This window comes from [Clostridium] citroniae WAL-17108, assembly GCF_000233455.1.
Taxonomy (GTDB): Bacteria; Bacillota; Clostridia; order Lachnospirales; family Lachnospiraceae; genus Enterocloster; species Enterocloster citroniae.
Genome location: NZ_JH376420.1, coordinates 2,152,657 through 2,177,921, shown reverse-complemented (window position 1 = coordinate 2,177,921; position 25,265 = coordinate 2,152,657). Strand labels below are relative to the sequence as shown.

The following is a 25,265-nucleotide window of genomic DNA, read 5'->3' as shown; positions in this document are numbered from 1 at the left end:
GGAGAGAAAAAAACTCATGGCCAAATACTTCGGCACCGATGGCTTCCGCGGCGAAGCCAACAAAACACTGACAGTGGAGCACGCATACAAGATCGGCCGGTTCCTGGGCTGGTACTATGGCAGGGAACATGATGGCAGGGAAGAAGGAGACAGGGAACAAGGAGACAGGGAACAAGTGGACAGGGAACAAGTGGACAGGGAACATAAGACATGCCGGGTTGTCATCGGAAAAGACACCCGGCGTTCTTCCTATATGTTTGAGTATGCCCTGGCAGCGGGGCTTACAGCGTCCGGCGCGGACGCCTATCTTCTCCATGTGACCACAACCCCCAGTGTCTCATATGTGGCCCGGACGGAAGGATTTGACTGCGGTGTTATGATCTCGGCCAGCCACAATCCCTATTATGACAACGGCATTAAGCTCATCAACGCCCAGGGGGAGAAGATGGATGAAGACACGATCCTTCAGGTTGAAGCATACCTGGACGGCATTTCCGGGGAGATACCCCTAGCGGTCAGGGAGCGGATCGGCCGCACCGTGGATCATGCCTCGGGCCGGAACCGGTACACGGGCTATCTCATTTCCCTGGCCACCCGCTCCTATAAGAACATGAAGGTGGGACTGGACTGTGCCAACGGGAGCGCATGGATGATCGCTAAAAGCGTGTTTGACGCCCTGGGGGCATCCACCTATGTGATCAACAATGAACCGGACGGACTGAACATTAACACAGGCTGCGGTTCCACCCATATGAAGGGCCTGATCCGATTTGTGAAGGAAAAGAAACTGGATGTGGGCTTTGCTTTTGACGGAGATGCGGACAGGTGCCTTTGTGTGGATGAGAAGGGAAATCTGGTTGACGGGGACCTGATCCTCTACATCTATGGCCGCTATATGAAAGAGCGGGGGAAGCTGGCTGGGAATAAGATCGTCACCACGGTCATGTCCAACTTCGGCCTGTATAAAGCCCTGGATGAAGCGGGCATTGAGTATGAGAAAACAGCGGTGGGAGATAAATACGTGTATGAAAACATGGCCTTAAACGGTTACCGCATCGGCGGTGAGCAGTCGGGCCATATTATTTTCCGGAAATATGCAACCACAGGGGACGGTATTCTCACAGCCATCAAGATGATGGAGGTGATCCTGGAGAAAAAGCAGCCCCTTAGCAGGCTTGCGGAGCCGGTCCATATCTATCCTCAGGTCCTTGAGAATATCCGTGTAAAGGACAAACAGGCGGCCAGGGAGGACCGGGATGTGCAGGATGCGGTGAACCGCGTGGAACAGGAACTGGGAACAGAGGGGCGCGTCCTGGTAAGGGAAAGCGGTACGGAACCTGTCATGCGTGTAATGGTGGAGGCCCGGGACGGGCACAAGTGCAGGGAATATGTGGACCGGATCATACGGGTGATGGTGGATAAAGGCCATCAGGATGTGCTGTCTTAAGGGGAAAAGAGGAGAACGGGAAATGCCGGAAACAGAAGATATTTTCATACAGACCTTTAACGGGTTTGATGTATGGATCAATGGCAGGGCTATCTACTTTTCCAGCAGCAGGGCCAAGGAGCTTCTGGCGATCCTGGTGCATAAGAGGGGAGGCAGCGCCTCCCTGGCACAGCTGGCATACCTTTTGTATGAAGAGACGCCGGAGGATACGGCCAAGCAGAATATAAGGGTGGTGGCTCACCGCCTGTGCAGGATCCTGAAGGAACATGGGTGTGAGGAGCTGGTGATCCACAGACGGGGAGTTTATCTGATCGATCCAGGGTTATTTACATGCGATGTATATGAATTTATGAAAGGGGACAGGAAGTATTTGTCCGCTTACACCGGAAGCTATATGCCGCAATATCCATGGGCTTCTGATACGGTTCCCTATCTGGATGTGATATATGGGAAATACAGAGAGGGATAAGAAGCCGGGAGGGGGAGAAAAATGGGATACATAAAAATGATCATCGGGACAGCTGCATTTGCTGCCGCGGTTTTGATCATGCCGGCTATCCCTGCAAAGGCAGCGGATGGCTGGCAGCAGGACTCGGCCCAGGAGTGGGTCTATGTGGAACACGATAAAAAACTGGTGAACCAATGGGTTCTCTGGCCGGACGGAACCATGCGCTATGTGGGGGACAACGGCCGGATCGCTGCGGACCGCTGGGTCAATGTGGGAGAAGCCCGGTACCGTGTGCGCGCAGACGGTTCCAGGTATGAAAATGAGTGGTTCAGCCTTGTATCCAAGCCATCGCTGCCCTCAGCCTCCCCTGTCACCAGCTGGTACTACGCGGGAAATGACGGAATCATTCTGAGAAACGGATGGTATGAGCTGGGAGGAAAGGACTACTATTTCTATGAGTGGGGCAATTCTCCCAGAAAGGCATTCTTTAATCTGGAGGACAAGCGGTATTACGTGGATGAGGAAGGGGCCAGGAAGGCCCCGGGCTGGTTTTCCATTGACAAAGTGGACAGCAGGGGGAACCCCTACAGCAACTGGTATTACGTGACCGGGGACGGCTCCCTTTTAAGGGACGGGTGGCATGAAGTGGAAGGCATGACCTGCTATTTTGATACCTACGGCATAGCCTACCGCAACCGATGGTTTAACCTGGGCGATGACCGGTATTATGCGGATAAAAACGGAGCCCGCCAAAGCGGCTGGTTCTCCATTTCCGGCACGGGGGGCAATGGACAGGAATATACCAACTGGTATTACGGCGGCTCCAACGGCGTGCTCTGGCGCAACGGCTGGAGAGAGATGGACGGAAACTGGTACTTTTTTGACACCAACGGCCTGAATTACAGAAAGCGCTGGTACACGGACGGAAACGGGGAACGGTATTATCTGGATGAAAATGGAGTCCTTCAGGAGGATGGCTGGTTTAAGATTGAGAATACCAACAGCAGCACCGGTGCCGTGTCCGAGAGCTGGTACTATGCCTTAGAATCGGGTGCGGTGCTCAAAGGCGGTTTTAAGGAACTGGAGGGAAGGAAATACTATTTTGATTCCAACGGCTATAATTACCGGAAGCGGTGGATGAATGACGAGGATGGCAGGAGACGCTACATCGGGGAGGAGGGGTTCCTGTACCAGGACCGGTGGTTTGTCATGAGCGGCCTGGATTCCAGAAATTCGGAGTACAATAACTGGTACTACGCGGGCAGCGATGGATATGTACGCAGTGAAGGCTGGTATAAGATTGATGGGCAATCCTACTGTTTTAATTCTTCCGGCGTGATGCGTACGGGTTGGCTGACAAAGGAGGCTGACCGTGATGATGACGAGGATTCCTATTACTACTGCGGGGAGGACGGCGCCAGGGCCGCGGGATGGCAGTGGCTGAAGATCCCGGACAGCTGGCTGGATCAGTCCTACGTGCTGGATTATGTGCAGGAGCACGGACAGTACGCCTATTTTTATTTTAACCGGTCCACGGGGAATAAAAAACGTTCCTCAGGCTGGAAAAAGGAAGTCAAGGTGGATGGGGTGACCTATTGCTTTGATGAAAAGGGGATCATGCATCTGGGGTGGGTGAAGCTAAGCGGCACAACACCGCAGATAAAGGGATACCGCTATTTTTACCAGCCGGAATCAGAGGGGGATCAGGCGTTTACAGAGGGAGAAAAGGCAGCCGGGACATGGTTAAAGCTGGAGGGGCCGCCCGACCTTGGAAGCGCGGGGCAAAAGGAATGGTACTACTTTGACCGGTCGGGGAAACCCATATGCGGGCCGGAAGACGGCTACGCCGTGGAAAAGATCCACGACAGCTACTACGTATTTGACATGTATGGAGCCGCCCAATACGGGTTGGTTGAGGTGAAGGGCGAGTTTTATTATTGCGGAGCGCCGGAGGGGGACAGGAAATGCGTTATTGGAAAAACAATGGTGGACGATGGCATGGATTCCTCCCGGTCCCGGTATTATTTTGACCTGAAGGGAAAAGGGATCACGGGTATAAAAGACGGAAGCTTTTACTACAAGGGAAAACTTCAAAAGGCGGACTCCGCTGCAAAGTACGAGGTATTTGATATACCCGGGGAAGGAAAGCGCCTGATCAATTCCAGCGGGAAGATCATGAAGAATACAAAGGTGACGGACGGAAATGACCAGAGGTGGACCCTTGGCTCAGGAGGAAAGATAGTAAGCTATGGTTCCAACGAGGTGGCGGAGATCCTGGAACCGGAGGCTGTGGTCTCCTACTAGAGCGTGTTTGTAAATTCATTCCCGTCATCTGCCCTAAGGAATCCCCCAGGCTCTGCCCGGTACCCCTTAGGACAAAGCACGCCCCATTTCGCGGGTTATTTGGGCCAAATTCAGTTAGCGTAGCCCGCTACGCCGCCTTCATTTAGCCCAAATCCCCCACAAACTGTGACGCACAGCTGCCAGAAAGCAATTTTCAAACACACTCTAGAGCGTGCAAAGAGCAATCTTTAACACGCTCCAATACGGCAAGGAGGAAGGTCGGATGGAAAAACAGCAAAAGATAGCGGTGGCCGGCATGGGATATGTGGGGCTGTCCAATGCCGCGCTGCTTGCACGGGACAATCCTGTATGCGCAGTGGATATACAGCCTGAAAAGGTGGATAAGGTCAATAGGGGGCGGTCGCCGATCGCGGACCCGCAGCTGGAATCCCGCCTGGGTGAAAAAGGCCTGATGCTGTCAGCCACAACAGATATCAGGGCAGCGTATGGGGATGCGGATTTTGTGATCATTGCAACGCCCACTGACTATGACGCGGAGCAGAACTATTTTGACACATCCTCTGTGGAAGCCGTGGTGGAAGCGGCATTAAGGATCCAGCCGGACGCCTGCATTGTCATAAGATCCACGGTTCCCCTGGGGTTTACAAAGGAGATCAGTTCCAGGTACCCGGACGGATGCATCCTGTTTTCCCCGGAGTTTCTAAGGGAAGGCAGGGCTCTTTATGACAACCTGTATCCCTCAAGGATCATCCTGGGGCTGGATACAGGGGACCCTGTCCAGATGGAGAAGGCCCGCCTGTTTGCCGGCCTTCTAAAGGGGGCGGCCCTGAAGGAGGATGTCCCTGTCCGCTACATGGATGCAACCGAGGCGGAGGCCGTTAAGCTGTTTTCCAACACATATCTGGCCATGAGGGTGGCTTTTTTTAATGAGCTGGATACCTATGCGGAGGTGTACGGGTTAAACACCAGGAACATAATAGAGGGCGTGTGCCTGGATCCAAGGATCGGCACCCATTACAACAATCCCTCCTTTGGATATGGGGGATACTGTCTGCCCAAGGACACAAGGCAGCTGCTGGCCAATTATGGGGGCATTCCCAACTGTATTATGACAGCCATTGTACAGGCCAACCAGACCAGGAAGGACTTTATTGCAGGACAGGTGTTAAGCAGATCCCCAAAGGTTGCAGGGATCTACCGCCTGACCATGAAGGCGGATTCGGACAACTTCCGCCATTCCTCCATCCTGGGGATTATGCGGCGGCTGGAAAAAAAGGGCGTTAAGATGGTTATCTATGAACCCGCATTGAAAGCCGGAGCATTTTTAGGCATGGAGATCATCTCTGATCTGGAGGAGTTTAAACAGAGATCGGATGTGATCCTGGCAAACCGGTATGACAGGCAGCTGGAGGATGTAAGGGACAAGGTATATACCAGGGATCTGTTCCTGTGTGACTGAATAGTTACGGATTAAGAAAGATAAAGATGAGGATAAAGGCAGGGATGGGCATGAAGATTGGAATGATCGGACATAAACGGGTTCCCTCCAGGGAGGGCGGGATCGAGATTGCGGTGGAAGAGACAGCCCTGCGCCTGGCAGCCATGGGACATCAGGTGGACTGTTACAACCGGTGGCAGGATTTTAGAAGGAAGGAGGACCGGGCTCCCAGGGAGTACAGGGGGATCCGCCTGATCCGGATCCCCACCCTGTCCCATCCGTCCCTGAATGCATTTGTCTACTCCGTACTGGCTGCCATACGTGCTGTGTTCGGAGGGTATGATGTGCTGCATTTTCATGCGGAAGGGCCCGGCGCCATGACCTTCCTGCCCAGACTGCTGGGAATCCCCGTGGTGGCAACCATACATGGGCTGGACTGGCAGAGGGCCAAATGGGGAAGGTTTGCCACCCGTTACCTTTTGTGGGGGGAGAAAAATGCGGCCCGTTACTCCAATGCCCTGGTGGTGCTGTCCCGTGGGAACCAGCGCTACTTTATGGATACATATGGAAGGGAGTCCGTCTATATACCTAACGGGGTGGAGATGATACCCTGCCGGGAGCCGGAGGAGATCGGGCGCAGGTGGGGCCTTAAGAGAAACACCTATATCCTTTTTCTGTCAAGGCTGGTACCGGAAAAGGGCCTGCACTACCTGCTGGAAGCATATAAAAACATGAACACCCAAACCCGCCTGGTCATAGCGGGTGAACTTACAAAAAACAATGATTATGTAAACCGGATACGCCGCATGGCAGAGGGGGATGAGAGAATCCTGTTCACGGATTTTGTCCAGGGCCGTGTGCTGGAGGAGCTTATGTCCAATTGCCGGGTCTATGTGCTTCCCAGTGATATTGAGGGCATGTCCATCAGCCTGCTGGAGGCCATGAGCTGCGGAGCCAGGTGCCTGGTCAGCGACATAGAGGAGAACGTGGAGACTGCCGGAGGATATGCCAGGTATTTTCCAAAAGGGAATGTCCCCGTGCTGGGCTCCTGCCTGGAATCCATATTGGGCGAAGATGAGGATCTCCATGACCGGGAAGGGCAGATGTCCTTTGTAAGGGAGCGTTACAGCTGGGATACCGCAGTACAGGAACTTTTGCAAGTCTACGAAAATGTAAGAAAGAAAACCACAGCACAAATATGAGAACTGAAAAAAGTATCCGCAATCTATTTTATGGTGAGGTCAACATAATCTTTACCGTGCTGCTGAGCATGGTCACCAGAACCGCGCTGGTCCGTATCCTGGGACTTTCAGCAGTGAGCCTGAACGGGTTATTTACGGAAGTGATCGCTGTTTTGTCCCTCGCGGAGCTGGGGGTGGGTTCTGCCATCACTTATCATCTGTACCGGCCCCTGGCTGAACATGACAGGAAAAAGGTGGTACAGCTGATGTGGTTTTACAGGAGCGCATACCGGATGATCGCAGGAGTGATCCTGATCTCCGGCCTGGTCTTCCTGCCCTTTGTACCTTGGCTGATCAAGGATGCGGCGTTTAATGTCAGATATTTGAGGCTGGTGTATGTGATATTTTTGCTGAAAACAGTCAGCTCCTATTTTTTCTCCTATAAGAGGACGCTTCTGGACGCGGACCAGAAAATGTATCTGATATCCATGACCAATACAGTCTTTCGGTTTATTACCGTGGCCTCCAACCTGGGGATTTTGATCCTCACACAAAATTTTATCGCCTACCTGTTGTCTGACGGGATCGTCACGGTGGCCAATAACATTGCCATCGCCCATATTGCGGACCGGCAGTATCCTTTTTTAAAAGAGGCACGGAAACTTCCAAAGGAGGAGCAGAAGAAGATATTCTTCCATATCAGGCAGCTGTTTATCGGGACATTATCAGGCAAGATCACCAATTCCACGGACAATATCCTGATCTCCGTTTTGGTGGGGACCTTGCAGGTTGGACTCTATTCCAACTATTCCCTGATCATTTCCAATGTAAGGAGGATACTGCTCCTGATCCCCGATGCGGCGGCGGGAAGCATTGGGAACCTGGCAGTGTCTGAGACCAGGGAGCGGTGCCACCAGGTCCTGTGCCGAATGACGTTCATTATTTTTATGGTCACATCATTTTGCGCATCCTGCATCATGTGCATGTCGGATCCCTTTGTGGAGATCCTGTTTGGAAGGGAGTATCTTATGGACGATATCCTGAAATACTCCTTTGTGGTGAACTTTTTTTACTATGTGGTCAGGGAGCCGCTGTGGCGGATGATGCTGGTGTCAGGATTATTTTCCAAGGATAAAAACATATCCATTGCCGGAAGCAGCATAAACCTGATCGTCTCCGTGGCGCTGGGGCTGAGATGGGGGATTCTGGGAATTATGCTGGGGACCACGTGCACCCTTGTCGTCCAGATCATTTTAAAGACCAGGCTGCTCTACCGGGAGTTCTTCTACATGGATCCGGCCTATTATCAAGGGCTTATGGTAAAGATTTCCGCAGCGGGCCTGTCTTCGGTCCGGGTCTGCAAAATGCTCTGTGACAGGATTACCCTGGCATCCCCCTATGGAAGGCTGGGCGTTTACTTTGCGGTGGCGGGGAGTGTCTCGGTGATATTGTCCGTTGTATGTTTCCATAAAATGGAAGAGTTCCGCTATTGCAGGGATCTGGCAGCCGGAATGTTTCAGAAGAATACGTAAGGAAAACGGCTCAGAAGCCGTCTGTACAAAAGGGAGAAAACAATGAAATTTTCCATTGTGGTTCCTGTGTATAACACGGAACCAGCCTATTTCCACCAGTGCATGGAATCCATATTGGGACAGGATTACAGGGGAAGATATGAGGTGATCCTCATTGATGACGGGTCCACCACGGATATCGGCAGGATATGTGATGAGTACGGGCGGAGGGATCCGCGGGTCGTGGTGGTGCACCAGGAGAACAGGGGCGTTTCCGAGGCAAGGAACCAGGGAATCTGCAGGGCGTCAGGGGAATGGCTGTATTTTGTGGATCCCGATGACTGGATCCAGACGGATACGCTTAAAAGCGCGGCGGAGCAATTGGAGCAGCATCAGCTGGATATTCTCTGCGTTGCGTATCAGGAGGAATACGGACAGGAGTCCATTTCCTATGGATACGGCTGGTCAGAGTACCGGGATCTGGGCCCGGAGGTCATAGATACCATCTGTCTGGGACTTATGGATCCTTCATACTGCAGCCTGCCCTGCTCCTTTGGTTCGGTGTGCACCCAGTTTTACAGGGCGGATTTCCTGGGAAAAGGGCATCTGATGTTCCCGCCTGACCTGCGCAGGATGGAGGACACCATGTTTAATCTTCAGACCCTGGAAGCAGCCCCGCGCATGGGGGTATTGGACCGGGTGTTTTACCACTACCGGCAAAACCCCTCCTCTGTCTGCAACCGGTATAACCCTGGGATCCAGGATCATATACTGGCGTTTAATGAGGCGCTGTACCGATACATACAGGGAAAACCCGGGGAATGGAAGCAGGCGTTTGAATATAAGATGACCAGGAATTACTGCGAGATCCTGCGCTTATATTATTTTAATCCCGGATGGACAGGCGCCAGGGTGCAGAAGCTGGTACAGTGGAACCGGCTGGTCAAGCACACGGCCTATGCCCAATATCTGGGAAAGCACAGTTATAGACATATATGGAAAAAGAGCGGACGATACGGGGTCATATTATTCCTGACCTATAATCTGCCGTCTTTTTTCCTGCTGCAGTGTTTTTGGAAAGCGTACAATGGGACCAGGTGATCATTTGGATGTGAAAACAAGTAGAGGGATCGAAAGATTCATGGCAGGGACATTTATCCTGATCATGACAGCTGCGTTTTATGCCACAGCTGAATATAAGGGGGGATTGCCGGTCCTGCCTGTGGGAATACGCTATGCGGCGGATGTGCTGGTCATAGGCATGGGTGCTTTATGGATCATGGTCACGGTGGATATGCCTAAGATCCGGTTTCTATATTCCATCTCTGTTGTCATGATGGTCCCGGTCATGGGCATTGGACTGATATCCATGGCCATATGGCTGATCCGGTGCCAGGAGACATCCTTTGTCACCAGGGGGGCCATCAATATCGTATGCCTGCTTTTAAATATATTGTGCGCCGGCGCGGGGTACTATATGTTTGGAAAAAGGACCGTTTCTTATATGCTCTATGCCGCATGCGCCACCATTGTCATCATTGCATTGGATCTTATAAAGACCTATGGGGCGGGAAATGTCCTGTCGGAATATGTGACGCTGATCACCACATTTTCAAAGAATACCGGCCCGATCATGAGAAAGCTGGAGCTGCACGACCTGACCCAGGGGCTGGGCGTGTTTGTAATGTATTATCTGTACTGCATCAAAAACAGGCAGTGGCACATTGGGGAGCTGATGGCGGCAGCATTTTTCTTTTCCACAGGTCTGAAGAGAATCGATGTGCTGGCAATCCTCACAGCGATTGCAGTGGGACTTTTGTATGATGTTGTGTCTGAAAAAATGAAGACAGCCCTGGTGGCAGTCCTGGTGGCAGGGTTGTTTGTATTTTCCTATCTGTATCTGTTCCTCATAAAAAAGGGCTGGTATCAGCCGCTTATGGATCACCTGGGGATCGATACCATGAGCAGGGGGTACATATACGATTTCTTTAAAGAGTACTATGAAATGTCCCCCTCATTTTTGGGATATGGGATCCGGTATATTTTCAAAATAAGATACGACTACAAACAATATAATGTGGGTCCCTATGTTCCGGGCATGGCCCACAACGATATCATGACCCATTTTATAGAACTGGGATTCTGGGGATTTATTTACTGGCTGTGGAGCAATACCTGGTATAAGGTCATGGCAGTGAGAAAGAAATTCGGATCACGCGCCTCTGCATTCATGCTGATGACAGTGGTATATTCTTTTGTCACATACATAACTGACAATACATTTTTTTATTATTCCATCAACATGATGGCGCATATCACCGTGATCGCATACACAGACCAACACCGCAAGACAAAAGAAGGGGGAGACGGCACATGATCAATAAAAGCAGTATGTTTGTATTCCTGAATACGATCCGAATGTACAAGTGGAAACTGATGCTGTGTATGGCGGCAACCGTGCTGGTGCTGGGATGTAAGTTTTATGAGAGCAGTTTTAAAGTCTCAACCATCTGGTTTGCCTACAATTATGAGAGGGCATCCAAGGGACTGAATCCCAACGGGTCCCGGTTTAACGCCTATGAGATCAAGTCGGAGGAGGTGCTCAGGCGGGCCCTTACCCTGGCCGGGGTCACGGAGATAACCCCGGAAGAGCTGGGAGAGCATATAACCATCCAGGTGCCTGCAAAAAGCGGCCGGGACTATATTGCTACCCAGTATAAGGTCACATATACGGCCAACGGGGACTTAACATCCGTGGATGCCCGGTCCATGCTTCAGATGGTTGCCTATGCTTACCTGGAATATTTTTATGCCAATTATACGGACAATCTCTCCGTGCTCCAATATGAACCGGCGGACCTGGAGGGATTGGAGTACCGCCAGATCGCCAGCTACTACAACACAAAACTGATCCAGCTGAAGAATTATGTGAATGGCAGGATTGATGAGAATAAAAGTTTTATCTCAGATGACGGCATCACCTTTCAGGATATCGGGGCCCGGATCGATAATCTCCTTCAGATCAACCTTGCTAATTTCCGTTCATTTGTCACAGAGAAGGGGGTATACAAAAACAGGCAGGCCTATGTGGACCTGCTGGATTACAAAAATTATAAGGACCGAAACATATACTCCATTAACACCAAAACATACGGTTTATATAAAAGCTGCATTGACCGGTATGATCCGAAGATGACAGGGGTGGTGCTGGTGCCCTCCGTGGACAAAAACCAGGATTTTTATATGTCCAAGACAAAGACGGGCATCGACCATCTGGCGGAATATGCAGTGGATGCGGAGGAGATAGCGGAAAAGAAACAATCGGATATTAAAAACAGGCAATCCATCATTGACCATATCAGCGTATCCGTAAACCAGGCGGATGACCTTATAAAGGCGGAAGGGATGATCCAGGCCATTGATCTGGAATTAAGGGATATTTCCCGGCAGGCCGTACAGATCGACATGGAATATTCCAGGTACAAAAACAAGGACTATGTCACGGTAAAGGATAACGAGATCGGCCCTCTTACCAGAATGGGTTTTGTAAGGGCCGTTATCATAGGGGCTGCGTTTACAACAATGGCGGCAATGGCTGTAATGCACAATGAGAAAAAGCGCAATGCAAGGGAGGATGGGAAGTGAAAGATTTCCAGATTGTCCGGTATGTAAGCAGCTGGAAATACCTGATCGCTTTATGTACGGTCATAGGAGGCGTGGTTTTTTACAGCTACTTCAGCCGGCAGCAGGTGTACACTGCTTACGCAATTATTTCCTACACAAATTTGGATGCTAAAAGCGGAAAAACCCCATCGGGAGCCGACATTGATGTCAGTGAAATATACTCCCCCAATGTGGTTGCGGATGCAATTGAAAAGCTGGAAAGCAATGTCAGTGTGGATTTTGTCAGGAGCAGGATAAAGGTGGAGCCCATTGTCTCAGATGAGGAGCAGAAACGGAAGGAGGCGATCCTAAAAGAGGGGGAGGAGTATGAGGAGTATCCCACAGACTATTATATTACCTTTTCCGTGGAAAGCGATTACTCCGAGGACTTTGCAAAAAATATGCTGAACACCGTGCTCAGCAGTTATTTCGATTTTTACAGCGAAAAGTATGTTGCAAGGGCGGTCATACCAAACAATGTGGTGAATATAGGCAATGACAATTACGATTATATTGAGATCATTGAGATCATGAAGCAGTCCATAGGTGAGATACTGGAGTATCTGGACAGCAACCAGGCCGGCTTCCGTTCCTCCAGGACAGGATACAGCTTTTATGATCTGATCACGTCCTACCAGCTGCTGGAGGCAGTGAGCCTGGACCGGCTGTATGTGAACGTGCTGTCGGGACAGAAAACAAGGGACAGGGCGGTTCTCATTGAAAAGAACAATGCAGAGATTGAAAGCCTTCAGATCCAGCTGGAAAAAATGAAGGCCCAGTCTGCCGAACTGCTCCTCACCATTGCCCAGTACAACCCAAAGATCCTGGAAGCCCAGGAGTACAGTACGGATACAAAGGATGCGGAGACTGCCAATTCCATCATCCTTCAGGACATTTATGAGAGAAAGGACCAGGAGGGAAATATCCTATACAGTGAGAATACATATGATACCCTGATCTCACGGTATGTGGATTATAACAAAGAGATATTCAGCCTGGAGCAGCAGATCGAGGAAAAGCAGTATATCCTGTCGTGTTTTCAGGCAGAGGACAGCGGGGAGGCTTCCGAAAGTGAGCGCATAAATGAGGGCATAAGCGATGAGGAGCTGATGGAGGGGATCAACCGTCTGGCCGAAAAGCTGAATTCCCTCCATGAGATCGTGGCCCAGACCGGCCGGGAGTATAACGGCTATTTGGTCAGCAAGAACATTGCAATGCAGAACAGCGTGGATGCATTTTCCCAGCTGAACCTGAAGATCTATATGGCGATGGCTTTTGTGCTGTTCTTCGGGATCGGGTGCGGCGGGGCGATCGTCATTGGGCGGATCGGGGATATTGTGGAATACACCCTGTACGTGGACCGAAAGACCAAACTCCCAAGCCGTTTAAGCTGTGATGAGCGGATCGAGAGCATTAAGAAAAGAGGGGCGCTGGGGACATTTACCTGTGTGGTGCTTTCCATTGACAACCTGAGAGAGGTGAACCGCGCCATCGGATATGCTGCCGGAGATAAAATATTGGAAGAAATTGGAGATACATTGAAGGCATTATCAAGGGAATACGGCTTTATCGGCTATAATGGGGCAAACCAGTTTTTGTGCCTTCTTGACAATTGTACCGGTGAAAAAGCGGAGTTCATGCTGAGTTTATTAAGCGAATCCATTAAGCAGTTCAACGAGGGGAATCCCGGGGTCATGATAGAGATGAAAGCCCGGATCGCGGACTCAAAAAAGACGGGGATTTATCAGATCAATAAACTCATTTCAAAAGCATATGAAATGGAAGGGGAAAAGATAGGTTAGATGATGGAGACAGGTTTAGTCAGTGTAATAATCACCACGTATAAACGGGAATTCTCCATGCTGAAGGAGGCCCTGGACAGTGTGCTGGCCCAGACATACGCCCGGATGGAGATCATTGTGGTGGATGACAATGGGGAAAAGGGAGAAAGGTCCCTGCAGATTGAGGAAGGGCTGAAGGCATACCCCCAGGTCCGGTATATAAAGCTGCCTGATAATTCCGGGGCCCAGGTTGCGAGAAATACCGGGATCCAGGCCAGCAGCGGTGAGTTTATTGCGTTTTTGGATGATGATGATCTCTGGGAACCGAAAAAGCTGGAAATGCAGATACCCTGTTTTGAAGATCCGCAGGTGGGACTGGTGTTCTGCCAGGGCTATGTATTTGAAGACGGTGACATGGAACACAGGCGTTTATACCACCGGGAGGGGACCTTTAAAGAAACCGTGGATTTTGACGGGATGCTGGAAAATGACACCGTGGGAACCACTTCCCAGGCGGTTGTAAGAAGGTCGGCGCTGGATGACTGCGGAATGTTTGACGTGGCCCTCCCAGCCAGGCAGGACTATGAAATGTGGCTGCGGATTCTGAAAAGGTACAAGGGGGCAGGGGTGGATGTCCCCCTGTTTAATATGAGGATCCATAAGGGGGAGAGGATCACCTCCCATCCCATGAAGGGGATCCGGGGATACCAGAAAGTTTACCGGAAGTATAAAAAGGATTTTAAGAAAAACAAAGCGGCCCGTACCAACATGCTGAATGAGATATGCTGGAGATTATGGAAGCAGGCCCACCGGTACCCGGAGAGTATGGTGTACGCGGTCAGGCTGTTTTTTGTGAACCCCGGATTTGTGCTGAAAAAGGGGCATATGGGGAAACTCCGCCGCGTCATTAAATGGCTGCTGGCCGTTCTCCTGTCTGCGCTTCTCCTGTTTGCCGCCTGGCAGAAAATACAGGCGGACCAGAACACGCTGGAACTTTCCTTTTACCATGTAAAGTCGGAAAAGGTCAAGGAGGGGTTCCGTATCATCCAGCTTTCAGACCTGCACCTGAAGGAATTCGGGGAAAAGAACCGGGATCTTGTTGAAAGGGTGAACGCCCTGTCGCCGGATATCATTGCGGTCACGGGGGATATGAACATGGAGCACAATGACGATTACCATGTGGTCCTGGACCTGTGCAGGCAGCTGGTGGAGATCACTGATGTCTACTATGTGATGGGAAACCACGAGCTGGTGGATTACGCCCACCGGAAGACCGGTATCAGGGATGATATAGAAAAGACCGGTGTCCATATGCTCTTTAACCGTGCAGAGATGATTCAGGTAAATGGCAATGAAATCTGCATAGGCGGTCTGATCAATGAACCCTACAACTACGTGGAGTATGGGGGAAAGAAGTTTATGGATGAATATGTCCGGAGTGAGGACTTTAAGCTGCTTCTGGTCCACTATCCCGAGTATTTTATGGGGGAACTGGAGGACATGCCAGTTGACCTGGCGTTATGCGGCCACACCCATGGAGGAATCGTCCGTCTGCCTTATATAGGCGGGGTATACGCAACGGAACAGGGATTTTTCCCCCCGTTCACAGAAGGGCAGCACGAAGTAAATGGATCCGTGGTCATTGTCAGCAGGGGGCTGGGAGAGAGCCATAAGATACCCAGGATCAATAACAAACCGGAGATCGTGATCGTGGATGTGAACTGGTATTAAACAGTTGCAAAATATTCAGACAGGAATTGGCTGCAGGACAGATGCCGGAGGATGCGGCGGGGGAGGGAAGATGAAGGAACGGGCAATGAAGGAGGGGAACATCAAGGCGCGGATTAAAGCCGCTGTGGTACGCTCTGATATCTTATCAGCGTTTCGCAGGCGGGCCGTGGCGGGAATGGGGGAAATCTCATTCCGCATTATGAAACGGTCATATGGGCAGACCGCCTATGGAGACAGGATCAGGGCATTCAGGGGAAGATATGAGGGAAAACGGTGTTTTATCATAGGAAACGGGCCCAGCTTAAGGCCCGAGGACCTGGATCTGCTGAAACAGGAATACACCTTTGGGGCCAACCGCATTTACCTTATGTATGGCAGGACCCTGTGGCGGCCCACCTTTTATGTCTGCCAGGACAAGGACATGCTGAAGGCGGAACAAATGAATATCACAGGAGGGAAGGCCGGGGTGGATCCCTGCAGCTGCTTTATCGGCTATAACTCCATGAAAAAGACCGGGACCCGGTTTCCGGATTCCAATCCATACCTGATGGATAACCGGGCGGCCCTGTGGAGAAAGGAGGGGCTTCCTTTTTCATTTGACTGCGAAAGGCAAGTGGCTGACGGGACCACGGTCACCTACTCCAGCATCCAGCTGGCAGTGTATATGGGGTTTACCAGGATCTATCTTCTGGGAATGGACCACCACTTTCCACATACCATTGATAAAAACAGGAGGATCACATATGATGCCGCGGTCCGGTCACATTTTGACCCAAGATACAAGGACATCTATGAGACCGTGGAGCAAAAGAGGAAGATCGTCCTTGCCGTCTATGATCAAGAGATGGCGGAAGCGGCTTATAAAAGCGCACTGGCGGCAGCAGGCAGCAGGGGAGTTGGGATATTCAATGCCACCAGGGGCGGTGAGCTGGAGGTGTTCCCAAGGGTCAGATTGGAACAGGTGATATGACGATACAAATGATGAAACAGATGACGAAACAGATTTCCATTATTATTCCCATGTATAATGCCCAGGCATACATAAAGCGCTGTATTGGCTCCGTCTTAGACCAGGGATTTGAGGACCTGGAGGTCATTGTGGTGGATGACGGGTCCGCCGATGACTCCTGCCTTGTGGCCGGCAGCTTTGGGGACGGCCGGATCCGGCTGGTAAGCCAGGGGAGAAAGGGCGTGTCATGGGCCAGGAATACCGGACTGGACCTGGCACAGGGAAGATATATTATCTTTATGGACGCGGATGACCAACTTTTGGACCATGCATTAAAAACCATGTATGATACCATATCATCCAACAAAGCGGACCTGGCCGTGTTCGGATATATCAATGAAAAGAATGGCGTGAAGTATGAAAAACGCTTTGAAGCGCCTGAGACCATGGGGCGGGATGCGGCGTTTATCCAGGTGTTCAGGAACCCGGCCTTTCGCGGCGTGTTATGGAATAAGATTTTTGTAAGGGAGAGGATGGAAGAAAGCCACATCAGGTTCCCTGCCGGCTATACCCATGGGGAGGACCTGGTCTTTGTGACGGAATATCTGAAGCAGTGCACCCGTATCTGCGTGGATCCCAGGCTGGTGTACATGTATGCCGAGAACCCCAATTCCCTTTGCAGGCAGATGTACCATGTCAATGCATTTAATGACAACTACCTGATCCTGTATGAAGCGGAAAAGGCTGTTTACACCTGTATCAGCAGGGAATCATCCGCGGTGCTGCATGCATTTGCCTTCAAACATGTGGAAACCTGCATCGATATCCTGAACCGCCTGGCCCACTTTGGATTGTTCCGCCATCAAAAGGTAAAGGAGATTTCCAAAGATGTAAGAAAACATGCAAAACAGTATCTGTTTACAAGGGACCAATATCCGAAAAAATGGATCAATGTGATCAGCGTACTGCTGATCAGCGCCTCCGGCCCTCTGTTCATGCGGGTGTATCATGTGGTTAAAAAGATTGCCTGGAGCCTGGGATTTCGGAGCAAGGTATGATAAAGGAGGAACCGTCTTATGAAAACTGCCTGTTTTATTCCCATTAAAGCCAATTCGGAACGTGTTCCCGGCAAAAACTTCCGGGTCCTTAACGGCAGAAAGTTATATGAATATATCATCAGCCATGCCATGGAAGCATGCTGTTTTGACGCCATCTATATTGACACAAACAGCCCTGAGATCACTGAATATGCCCTGGACCATGGGCTTCAGGTGATCGAGCGCCTGGAAGCCCTTGCCCAGAATACCGCCAATGGGAACGACCTGTTAGTTTACCATCAGCAGCTCCACCCGGAATATGATTACTATTTCCAGCTGTTTGCCACCGCGCCGTACCTTCAGCCGGACTCCATAAAAGGCTGCGTCAACGCGCTGGTGGACAGCGAAACCTATGACTCCTGTTTTACGGCATTAAAAAACCACGGGTTTTACTGGCTGGATACCCATCCGGTGAATTACCGCCCGGGCATCCTGCCCAGGAGCCAGGATATGCAGCCGATCATTGAGGAAACCACGGGCCTATACGGCATCTCAAAAAACTCCCTCCAGCGGTACCGCTGCCGTATCGGCAGAAAACCCTGCATATTCTTTGTGGACAAGTTTGAAGCCATTGACATCAACACGGAGGAGGACCTGGTGATGGCCGAGTACGTGGGCCGGACCCATTGGCATTATGAGGAGATATATTAATGAAAATTCTGATCATAAATAAGTTCCTAATGCCAAAAGGAGGTTCTGAGACTTACATCATCCAGATCGGGAACTGCCTGGAGCAAATGGGTCATGATGTCCAGTATTTTGGGATGGATGAACCGGGCCGCACCCTTGGAAACCGTATCAACCAGTACACATCAAACATGGACTTCCACACCAGGGGCTTTGGCCGCCTGGCCTACCCCCTGCGGGTCCTGTATTCCAGGGAAGCCAGGCAGAAGCTTACGCGGGTCCTGGAGGATTTCCAGCCGGACGCGGTCCATATCAATAACTTCAACTACCAGCTGACCCCTTCCATTCTCTATGGCATCAGGGACCATGAAAGGAGATCGGGGAAAAGGGCGGCCGTCCTGTACACGGCCCATGATTACCAGCTGATCTGCCCCAACCACATGCTGAATTCACCGGGGGACGGACAGAACTGCGAACTGTGCGTGGATGGTCACTATGTTAACTGCGTCAGAAAACGGTGCATCCACCTGTCCATGGCAAAGAGCCTGTTGGGCGCTGCGGAAGGGATGGTGTACAGAAAACTAAAGGTATACCAATACATTGACCGGGTCATCTGCCCCAGTTATTTTATGGAAGAGAAGATGAACCATGTGGATCTGTTTCGGGGCAGGACCATCACCATGCATAATTTTGCCGTCCGTGGGGAGGAGGTCCCCGGCGTAAAAAAGGACTATGTCCTGTACTTTGGACGATATTCCAGGGAAAAGGGGATCGGGACCCTTCTTAGGGCCTGCAGGGAACTGCCGGATATCCCCTTTGTCCTTGCGGGCGCGGGGCCACTGGAGGACAGGATCAGGGGCATCCCCAACATAAAGAATCTGGGGTTTGTCAAGGGGGAAGGGTTAAACAGGCTGATCCGGGAAGCCCGGTTCAGTATCTATCCCTCGGAATATTATGAAAACTGTCCCTTTTCCGTCATAGAATCCCAGCTGCTCAGGACCCCGGTCCTGGGGGCCAGGATCGGAGGAATCCCGGAGCTGATACAGGAGGGAGTGAACGGCGCCCTGTTTACCAGCGGGGACCTGGGAGACCTGAAGGAGAAGATCAGGTATCTGTGGGACCGGCCCCAGCTGTGCGCACAGTGGTCCGATCGCTGCAGGGACATCCCATATGACACCGTGGAGACGTACTGTAACAAACTGCTGGAACTATATGGAGCAGGCCGGGAGGGGTGATGGCCGGGACTGCGGTGGATCCTGACGGTGACCAATCAGGAAAGCAAGGAGAGAAAATGACAAGGAATCTGTATGGAACCGTGATCGTAACATACCGCTGCAATGCACACTGCAATATGTGTGATTGCTTTAAATACCCCACAAAGCCGGAGGAGGAGATCACCCTGGACGTGGTCGGGAAGCTGCCTGAGATGGCATTTACCAACATCACCGGAGGGGAACCCTTCATACGCAGGGATATACCGGATATCGTAAGGGAGCTTTATAAAAAGTCGGACCGTATCGTGATCTCCACCAACGGTTATTTCACGGACCGTATCATTGACCTGTGCAGGGAATTTCCAAAGGTGGGGATACGTATCAGCATCGAGGGCCTTCAGGAGACCAATGACCGGATCCGTGGGATCCCGGACGGATTCAACCGTGGTTACCGGACCCTGACCGCCCTGGTTGGAATGGGGCATCCGGATGTGGGATTTGGGATGACGGTCCAGGATATGAACTGTGAGGACCTGGTCCCCCTCTACCGCCTGTCGGACCAGATGGGGATGGAGTTTGCCACAGCCGCACTGCACAATTCCTTTTATTTCAGGAAGAACGATAACCGCATAGAAGATAAGAAAAAAGTGGCTGAACATTTTGAACAGCTGATCTGTGAGCTGTTAAAAAGCAGTTCACCCAAGAAATGGTTCCGGGCGTATTTTAATCACGGGCTGATCAATTACATATACGGGAACCCCCGTCTGCTCCCCTGCGACATGTCCAGAAACGCATTTTTTATCGACCCTTTCTGTGATGTGATCCCCTGCAACGGAATGTGCCAAAAGGCGGTCATGGGAAACTTAAGGGAACAGGAGTGGGAGGAACTGTGGAACTCAGAGCAGGCCAGGCAGGTGAGGCGCCTCACAAGGGAATGCCAAAGGAACTGCTGGATGATCGGAAGCGCATCCCCCGCCATGCACAGATATATCTGGGTACCGGCCTGGTGGGTTATAAAGCACAAGTTTCTTAAGGGGGGACGGTATTCCCTGGATGAAAATTCTTTTATATTATGAAAATAGCGGCAGGAGGGCGACAATGGATGAACATAGAAAAACCATAATGATGGTGGACAGCCGACCTGTACAGAGAGAGAAAGTAAAAGAAATACTTGAAGGCACATATGAAATCAAAGAAGCTGAAAGTGAGGAGGACGCCATCCTGCAGCTCACATGGGCAGGTCCTGTGGATGCCATACTTCTGGGCAGCCTGATGCATGGGAGCAGGACCGTGGGTTTTCTGGACCATATCCGTAAGTCCGGTTACGCCTCCGTCCCTGTTATTGTAATTCTGGAGGATTCCGGGGAAGAACGCGGTTTAAAAGCCCTGGACCACGGGGCGTGGGATTACGTGACCGGGCCCATCCGGCCTAAGACGCTGAAAAACAGGCTGGACCATGCGCTCCTGTCCCACAGGATGCCCCTGTCTCCCGGGAGCTCTCCTGGGAGTGAGTTTTCTCCATACAGCACATCACTTCACAAGGAGTTTTGCTATATGAGGGACCGGGACCGGCTTACAGGATTGTATAACCGTGAAAAGATGTTTGCGGAAACAAGGCGTATGATCGACCGGCATATGGATATCTTGTTTGTATTTCTGCGTTTTGATATAGATAGGTTCCGGCTGTATAATGCTGTGTTTGGCGAAAAAAGGGGAGATAAGCTTCTCCTGCTGCTGGCAGATACCATAGAGGGCATAACCGGGTGCTTTGAGTTCTGTACCTATGGAAGGATCAACGCGGACACATTCTGCATATGCGAGCCATATGACTGTGAAAAGCTGAACATGCAGGTGCAGATGGTAAAGGAGGAACTGGCCGGATTTGAGGAGGACTATCTCTTGGAACCCACGGTGGGCGCGTATATTGTGGAGGAGCCTGATCTTGCAGTGGAGGAGATGTATATACGGGCATTTATAGGAAGCAAAAAATGCAAAAACAAGTTTGCCTCCTATCTGGGATTCTACGATATGGACGAGGGGATCAGGGAGGCGGAGGAGGCAGCCATTGTCAGCAGCATGCAGACAGCCATGGATGAGGAGCAGTTTGTCGTCTATTTCCAGCCCAAATTTGATATTACCAATGAAAGGGATGTTGGGGCGGAGGCATTGGTGAGATGGAAGCATCCCGATACGGGCCTGCTGTCACCAAAGTATTTTATCCCTGTTTTTGAAAGGAACGGTTTTATCTCCAGGCTGGACTATTATGTATGGGAGCATGTGTGCAGGCTCATACATAAGTGGCTTCAGGACGGGATCAGCCTGCACCCCATTACGGTGAACATATCAAGGATCAGTCTGTATAACCCCAAGCTGTCATGCATTCTGCTGGAGCTGATCAGAAGGTATGATGTGCCTATCGGCCTGCTGAATCTGGAGATAACGGAAAGCGCCTATGTGTCCGACCCGGAAGTGATACAGGAAGCGGTCCGGAGACTGCACCAGGCAGGATTCATATTGCTCATGGACGATTTTGGAAGCGGTTATTCTTCCCTGAACATGCTCAAGGACATTGAGGTGGATGTACTGAAAATCGACATGCAGTTTTTGTCTGGCGGCGTATCTCCCGGGAAAGGGAAGATCATCCTGGAGTCCGTGATCCAGATGGCAAATAACCTGGGGATGCCTGTTGTCATGGAGGGAGTGGAGACTCAGGAACAGAAGCGGTTCTTATACAAAATAGGCTGTAATTATGTACAGGGATTCTATTATGCCAGGCCCATGCCCCAGGAGGAGTATGAGACAAAATATATTTACAGGAAAAAAGAGGTTAGGGGATGACCCGGGGGTTAAAAGAGTGAGAGCACAGGGGGAAGGAACACCATGAAGAACGCAAGGACAAAGCATCTGGATTTTATTATTGGGGATATGCTGGCTTTGGGCATGGCCCAGTTTCTGATGATGATCCTGAACCAGGATAAACTGAACAGGGTGCTGTATACGTATTACATCCAGCTGGGGATCCTGCTGGTGGTCATCACCCTATCGGTTGCATTTATGACCGATGGCTACAGTAATATCCTTCACAGAGGGTACCTGAAGGAAATGATCGCGGTAAGCCGTCAGATGACCATAACCTTTGCAGTGGAGGTCATATGTCTGTTTGCATTCCAGTTAAGCGGGCTTTTCTCAAGAGTGGTCCTCTTTGCCATATTCGTTCTCGGCATCCTGTTTATATATGGGGAACGTCTGCTGATAAAAAGATTCCTGAAAAGGAAATACCAGAAAATCAAATATGCCCGGACGATCATGGTGATCGCCACAAAACAGCAGGCAGAAGTTTTGATCGGGCGTTTGTCTGCCAGGGATTTTTCAGTCTTTCATATCCAGGGACTAGCGGTTACTGACCGGAATATGAAGGGGGAGAGGATACAGGGGATTACGGTGAGTTGTTCCATGGGTGAGGTGACCGATTATGTAACCGGCCATATTGTGGACGAGATCCTGTTAAGCATACCGGATGATCCCCAGCAGGAATCGGAACTGGCCAATCAGTTCCTGTCCATTGGAATGGTGGTCCATGTCTATATTGAACAGTTTCTTCAGGACATACCCAGGAAGACCCTGGAAAAGATCTGCGATATAAATGTGGTAACCTGCTATAACCGGGAGATCCCCCCGAGATCATTGTTTTGCAAACGGATGCTGGACATTGTGGGGAGTCTGATGGGGGTGGTGATGGCATTTGGGGTGGGCCTTGTGATCGGACCCATGATATACATGAAGTCTCCGGGTCCCATCCTTTTTTCCCAGATCAGGGTGGGAAAAAATGGCCGCAAATTCAGGTTATATAAATTCCGTTCCATGGTTATGGATGCGGAGCAGCAGAAGGAAAGCCTGATGGCCCGCAACAAGATCCGTGGAAATATGTTTAAGATCGATGACGATCCCAGGATCATTCCTGGCATTGGCCAATTTATCAGAGGGACCAGTCTGGATGAATTTCCCCAGTTCTTTAATGTGCTCAAAGGGGATATGAGCCTGGTGGGGACAAGGCCGCCCACCGTGGACGAGTATGAGTCATACAGCTTTGCCCACAAAAAGCGTCTGGCCATGAAGCCGGGAATCACCGGCCTGTGGCAGATCAGCGGAAGAAGCGACATCACGGACTTTGAGCAGGTGGTAAAACTGGACAGCCGGTATATTGACCAGTGGGATTTGGAAATGGACCTGAAGATCATTTTCAGGACGATCCTTGTCATGCTGAAACGAAAGGGGAGCGTGTGACAGCGGGTATGACAGGGGGTATGACAGCGGGCAGAAAACAGTCCGGTACACGGACCGGACTGAGGGCGGCTATTCCGGGGCAAAGTTATTACCGTGACCGGAACATGGTTTCTATATAGGCAAGAATAAGTGGCGCGATTCCTTTTGCATCATTTTCCACCACGGGTTCGCGCATATAATAGTCAAAGGTCCCTTCACGCATATCTGAGTTGCCAAGACCGGCCACCAGACAGATGCCCCCAAGCTGCAGTTTTCCGTCTTTTTCGGAAAGATAAGTTTTGCAGATGCCATTGAAGGCCCTTTCACCGTAACAGTAATATTCATCAGGCAGATATCCCAGCCGGACGCTTTTCATAATGGCATACGAGAAAATAGCTGAGCCGGATTCCTCCAGATAATTAGGAAGGATACCGCCCCGGTTAACTACCTGGTACCACATGCCGGAATTTTCATCCTGATAGGGCAGCATGGCATCGATCAGTTCCCTATAGATTGAATTCATGCGTTTCTTTTCTTCCTTCATGAAGTCGGGCATGACTTCCATGGTGTCGATCAGGGCCATGGCGTACCAGCCCATGGCTCTGAGCCAGAACGTATCAGACAGCCCGGTGACCTTATCACACCAGAACATCCGGCGGGAGTCGTCATATGCATGGTAATAGAGGCCGTTCCTGGTATCACGCATCAGCTGATAGACATTTAAAAACTGCTCATATGAGTCCATACAGTTTTTGCAGCTGTTATATTCTGTCTCATACTGCATATAAAAGGGCTGTGCCATATAGAGGCCGTCCAGCCATATCTGATTGGGATATATTTTTTTGTGCCAGAAGTTGCCTGTGGATGTGCGCGGCTGTCCAAGAAGCTGGCTGTAGACCGTGTCCATGGCCCGGCGGTATTTTTCCCTGTGTGTAAGATGGTAAAGGTCAAAGAGTGTTTTGCCCGCGTTTACATTATCAAGATTATACTCCTTGGGGTTATAAGATAGGATCGATCCGTCTTCCTTAACAAAGTAATCAATAAATCCATCGGCAAAATCCAGAAACTGTTGTTTCTTTGTTATATAATACAGTTCAATGACAGCATTTATCATACACCCATCAATGTAATTCCAATTGGGTTTTCTTCCTTCTTTTATGTTCTCAATATTCCATACAGGAGCTTGCGGTGTACTCTGTGCAAGCAATTGATCAATATAACAATCCAGAATTTCCATCTTTCAAATACTCCTTTATAATTATCGGTAATATGCCTTCAGTCAAATACATCATAATGTGATGCGGAAACGTTTGCAATAATATCAATGGTAAATATTCCTATTAATGATCGGAAATATCCCAAGTTGTAAAAGATTATTACTACAAATTCCATAAAAAATTGAATATATAGCTTTAGAAATATATTACCACAAAGACACCACAAAGATAAATGTAAATCATGCACAAAAATATATGAAAATACTATACATAATGCACGGTTGACATCGAACAAAAATGGTGTTACTATGAAAATACAAGAAAATAAAATGCATATTTGCTTGAAAAAATCGAATTGTAATAGCTTACAAATAGCAGATATGCATAATATTTT

21 protein-coding genes are annotated in these 25,265 nt (G+C 50.3%); 19 read left to right on the top strand and 2 right to left on the bottom strand.

Annotation, left to right across the window (positions count from 1 at the left end):
* Positions 1-16 precede the first annotated feature (16 nt).
* The 3 genes from glmM to HMPREF9469_RS09935 are packed head-to-tail and all read left to right on the top strand — an operon-like array spanning position 17 to position 4,199.
* Positions 17-1,447 (top strand): phosphoglucosamine mutase, encoded by a 1,431-nt coding sequence (gene glmM, locus HMPREF9469_RS09945; RefSeq protein WP_007861484.1) that lies wholly within the window; start codon positions 17-19, stop codon positions 1,445-1,447.
* Between the two features lie 22 nt (positions 1,448-1,469).
* Positions 1,470-1,916 (top strand): AfsR/SARP family transcriptional regulator, encoded by a 447-nt coding sequence (locus tag HMPREF9469_RS09940; protein ID WP_007861482.1) that lies wholly within the window; start codon positions 1,470-1,472, stop codon positions 1,914-1,916.
* Between the two features lie 36 nt (positions 1,917-1,952).
* Positions 1,953-4,199 carry a PspC-like choline-binding domain-containing protein gene (locus HMPREF9469_RS09935; RefSeq protein ID WP_040415879.1) on the top strand — a complete coding sequence of 749 codons (2,247 nt, stop codon included), beginning with the start codon at positions 1,953-1,955 and terminating at the stop codon, positions 4,197-4,199.
* A 110-nt stretch (positions 4,200-4,309) separates the two neighbouring features.
* Here HMPREF9469_RS09935 and HMPREF9469_RS33765 read toward each other — a convergent pair whose 3' ends face one another.
* Complete coding sequence (locus HMPREF9469_RS33765) at positions 4,310-4,402, bottom strand: DUF6783 domain-containing protein (RefSeq protein ID WP_322746753.1); 93 nt, start codon at positions 4,400-4,402, stop codon at positions 4,310-4,312.
* On the opposite strand from HMPREF9469_RS33765, the gene HMPREF9469_RS34060 reads away from it, so the two are divergent.
* The 16 genes from HMPREF9469_RS34060 to HMPREF9469_RS09860 all read left to right on the top strand — a co-directional run bounded on the left by HMPREF9469_RS34060 (position 4,376) and on the right by HMPREF9469_RS09860 (position 23,675).
* Complete coding sequence (locus HMPREF9469_RS34060; protein ID WP_306797695.1) at positions 4,376-4,483, top strand: hypothetical protein; 108 nt, start codon at positions 4,376-4,378, stop codon at positions 4,481-4,483. The genes HMPREF9469_RS33765 and HMPREF9469_RS34060 overlap by 27 nt on opposite strands.
* Positions 4,462-5,658, top strand: a complete 1,197-nt coding sequence (locus tag HMPREF9469_RS09930; protein WP_007861478.1) for a nucleotide sugar dehydrogenase — start codon at positions 4,462-4,464, stop codon at positions 5,656-5,658. The genes HMPREF9469_RS34060 and HMPREF9469_RS09930 overlap by 22 nt, the downstream gene beginning before the upstream one ends.
* A gap of 26 nt (positions 5,659-5,684) precedes the next feature.
* Positions 5,685-6,839 carry a glycosyltransferase family 4 protein gene (locus tag HMPREF9469_RS09925; protein ID WP_227884201.1) on the top strand — a complete coding sequence of 385 codons (1,155 nt, stop codon included), beginning with the start codon at positions 5,685-5,687 and terminating at the stop codon, positions 6,837-6,839.
* Positions 6,836-8,350: a lipopolysaccharide biosynthesis protein gene (locus HMPREF9469_RS09920; protein WP_007861473.1), complete on the top strand. Its 1,515-nt coding sequence runs from the start codon at positions 6,836-6,838 to the stop codon at positions 8,348-8,350. The genes HMPREF9469_RS09925 and HMPREF9469_RS09920 overlap by 4 nt, the downstream gene beginning before the upstream one ends.
* Before the next feature lie 42 nt (positions 8,351-8,392).
* On the top strand, positions 8,393-9,430 hold the full coding sequence (locus tag HMPREF9469_RS09915; protein ID WP_007861472.1) for a glycosyltransferase family 2 protein: 1,038 nt from the start codon (positions 8,393-8,395) through the stop codon (positions 9,428-9,430).
* A gap of 10 nt (positions 9,431-9,440) precedes the next feature.
* Positions 9,441-10,706 carry an O-antigen ligase family protein gene (locus HMPREF9469_RS09910; RefSeq protein ID WP_227884200.1) on the top strand — a complete coding sequence of 422 codons (1,266 nt, stop codon included), beginning with the start codon at positions 9,441-9,443 and terminating at the stop codon, positions 10,704-10,706.
* Positions 10,703-11,974 carry a hypothetical protein gene (locus HMPREF9469_RS09905; protein ID WP_007861468.1) on the top strand — a complete coding sequence of 424 codons (1,272 nt, stop codon included), beginning with the start codon at positions 10,703-10,705 and terminating at the stop codon, positions 11,972-11,974. Before HMPREF9469_RS09910 ends, HMPREF9469_RS09905 begins: the two co-directional genes overlap by 4 nt.
* Positions 11,971-13,794 (top strand): diguanylate cyclase domain-containing protein, encoded by a 1,824-nt coding sequence (locus HMPREF9469_RS09900; protein ID WP_007861466.1) that lies wholly within the window; start codon positions 11,971-11,973, stop codon positions 13,792-13,794. Before HMPREF9469_RS09905 ends, HMPREF9469_RS09900 begins: the two co-directional genes overlap by 4 nt.
* Positions 13,795-15,504 (top strand): glycosyltransferase, encoded by a 1,710-nt coding sequence (locus HMPREF9469_RS30620; protein WP_050814447.1) that lies wholly within the window; start codon positions 13,795-13,797, stop codon positions 15,502-15,504.
* A 70-nt stretch (positions 15,505-15,574) separates the two neighbouring features.
* Entirely contained in the window at positions 15,575-16,474 is a 900-nt protein-coding gene (locus HMPREF9469_RS09890; protein ID WP_007861462.1) for a 6-hydroxymethylpterin diphosphokinase MptE-like protein, read from the top strand.
* The gene (locus tag HMPREF9469_RS09885; RefSeq protein WP_007861460.1) at positions 16,471-17,511 is read left to right on the top strand and encodes a glycosyltransferase family 2 protein; all 1,041 of its coding nucleotides are present in this window, start codon (positions 16,471-16,473) and stop codon (positions 17,509-17,511) included. The genes HMPREF9469_RS09890 and HMPREF9469_RS09885 overlap by 4 nt, the downstream gene beginning before the upstream one ends.
* 18 nt (positions 17,512-17,529) lie before the next feature.
* Entirely contained in the window at positions 17,530-18,201 is a 672-nt protein-coding gene (locus tag HMPREF9469_RS09880) for an acylneuraminate cytidylyltransferase family protein (RefSeq protein WP_007861451.1), read from the top strand.
* Positions 18,201-19,412 carry a glycosyltransferase gene (locus tag HMPREF9469_RS09875; protein WP_007861447.1) on the top strand — a complete coding sequence of 404 codons (1,212 nt, stop codon included), beginning with the start codon at positions 18,201-18,203 and terminating at the stop codon, positions 19,410-19,412. The genes HMPREF9469_RS09880 and HMPREF9469_RS09875 overlap by 1 nt, the downstream gene beginning before the upstream one ends.
* Positions 19,413-19,468: 56 nt before the next feature.
* A complete protein-coding gene (locus HMPREF9469_RS09870; RefSeq protein ID WP_007861444.1) occupies positions 19,469-20,467 on the top strand; it encodes a radical SAM protein in 999 nt (332 codons plus the stop codon).
* A gap of 22 nt (positions 20,468-20,489) precedes the next feature.
* The gene (locus tag HMPREF9469_RS09865; protein ID WP_007861437.1) at positions 20,490-22,229 is read left to right on the top strand and encodes a two-component system response regulator; all 1,740 of its coding nucleotides are present in this window, start codon (positions 20,490-20,492) and stop codon (positions 22,227-22,229) included.
* Between the two features lie 42 nt (positions 22,230-22,271).
* Positions 22,272-23,675, top strand: a complete 1,404-nt coding sequence (locus HMPREF9469_RS09860) for a sugar transferase (protein ID WP_007861436.1) — start codon at positions 22,272-22,274, stop codon at positions 23,673-23,675.
* A gap of 88 nt (positions 23,676-23,763) precedes the next feature.
* Here HMPREF9469_RS09860 and HMPREF9469_RS09855 read toward each other — a convergent pair whose 3' ends face one another.
* Entirely contained in the window at positions 23,764-24,891 is a 1,128-nt protein-coding gene (locus tag HMPREF9469_RS09855; RefSeq protein ID WP_007861435.1) for a glycoside hydrolase family 88/105 protein, read from the bottom strand.
* Between the last annotated feature and the right edge of the window lie 374 nt (positions 24,892-25,265).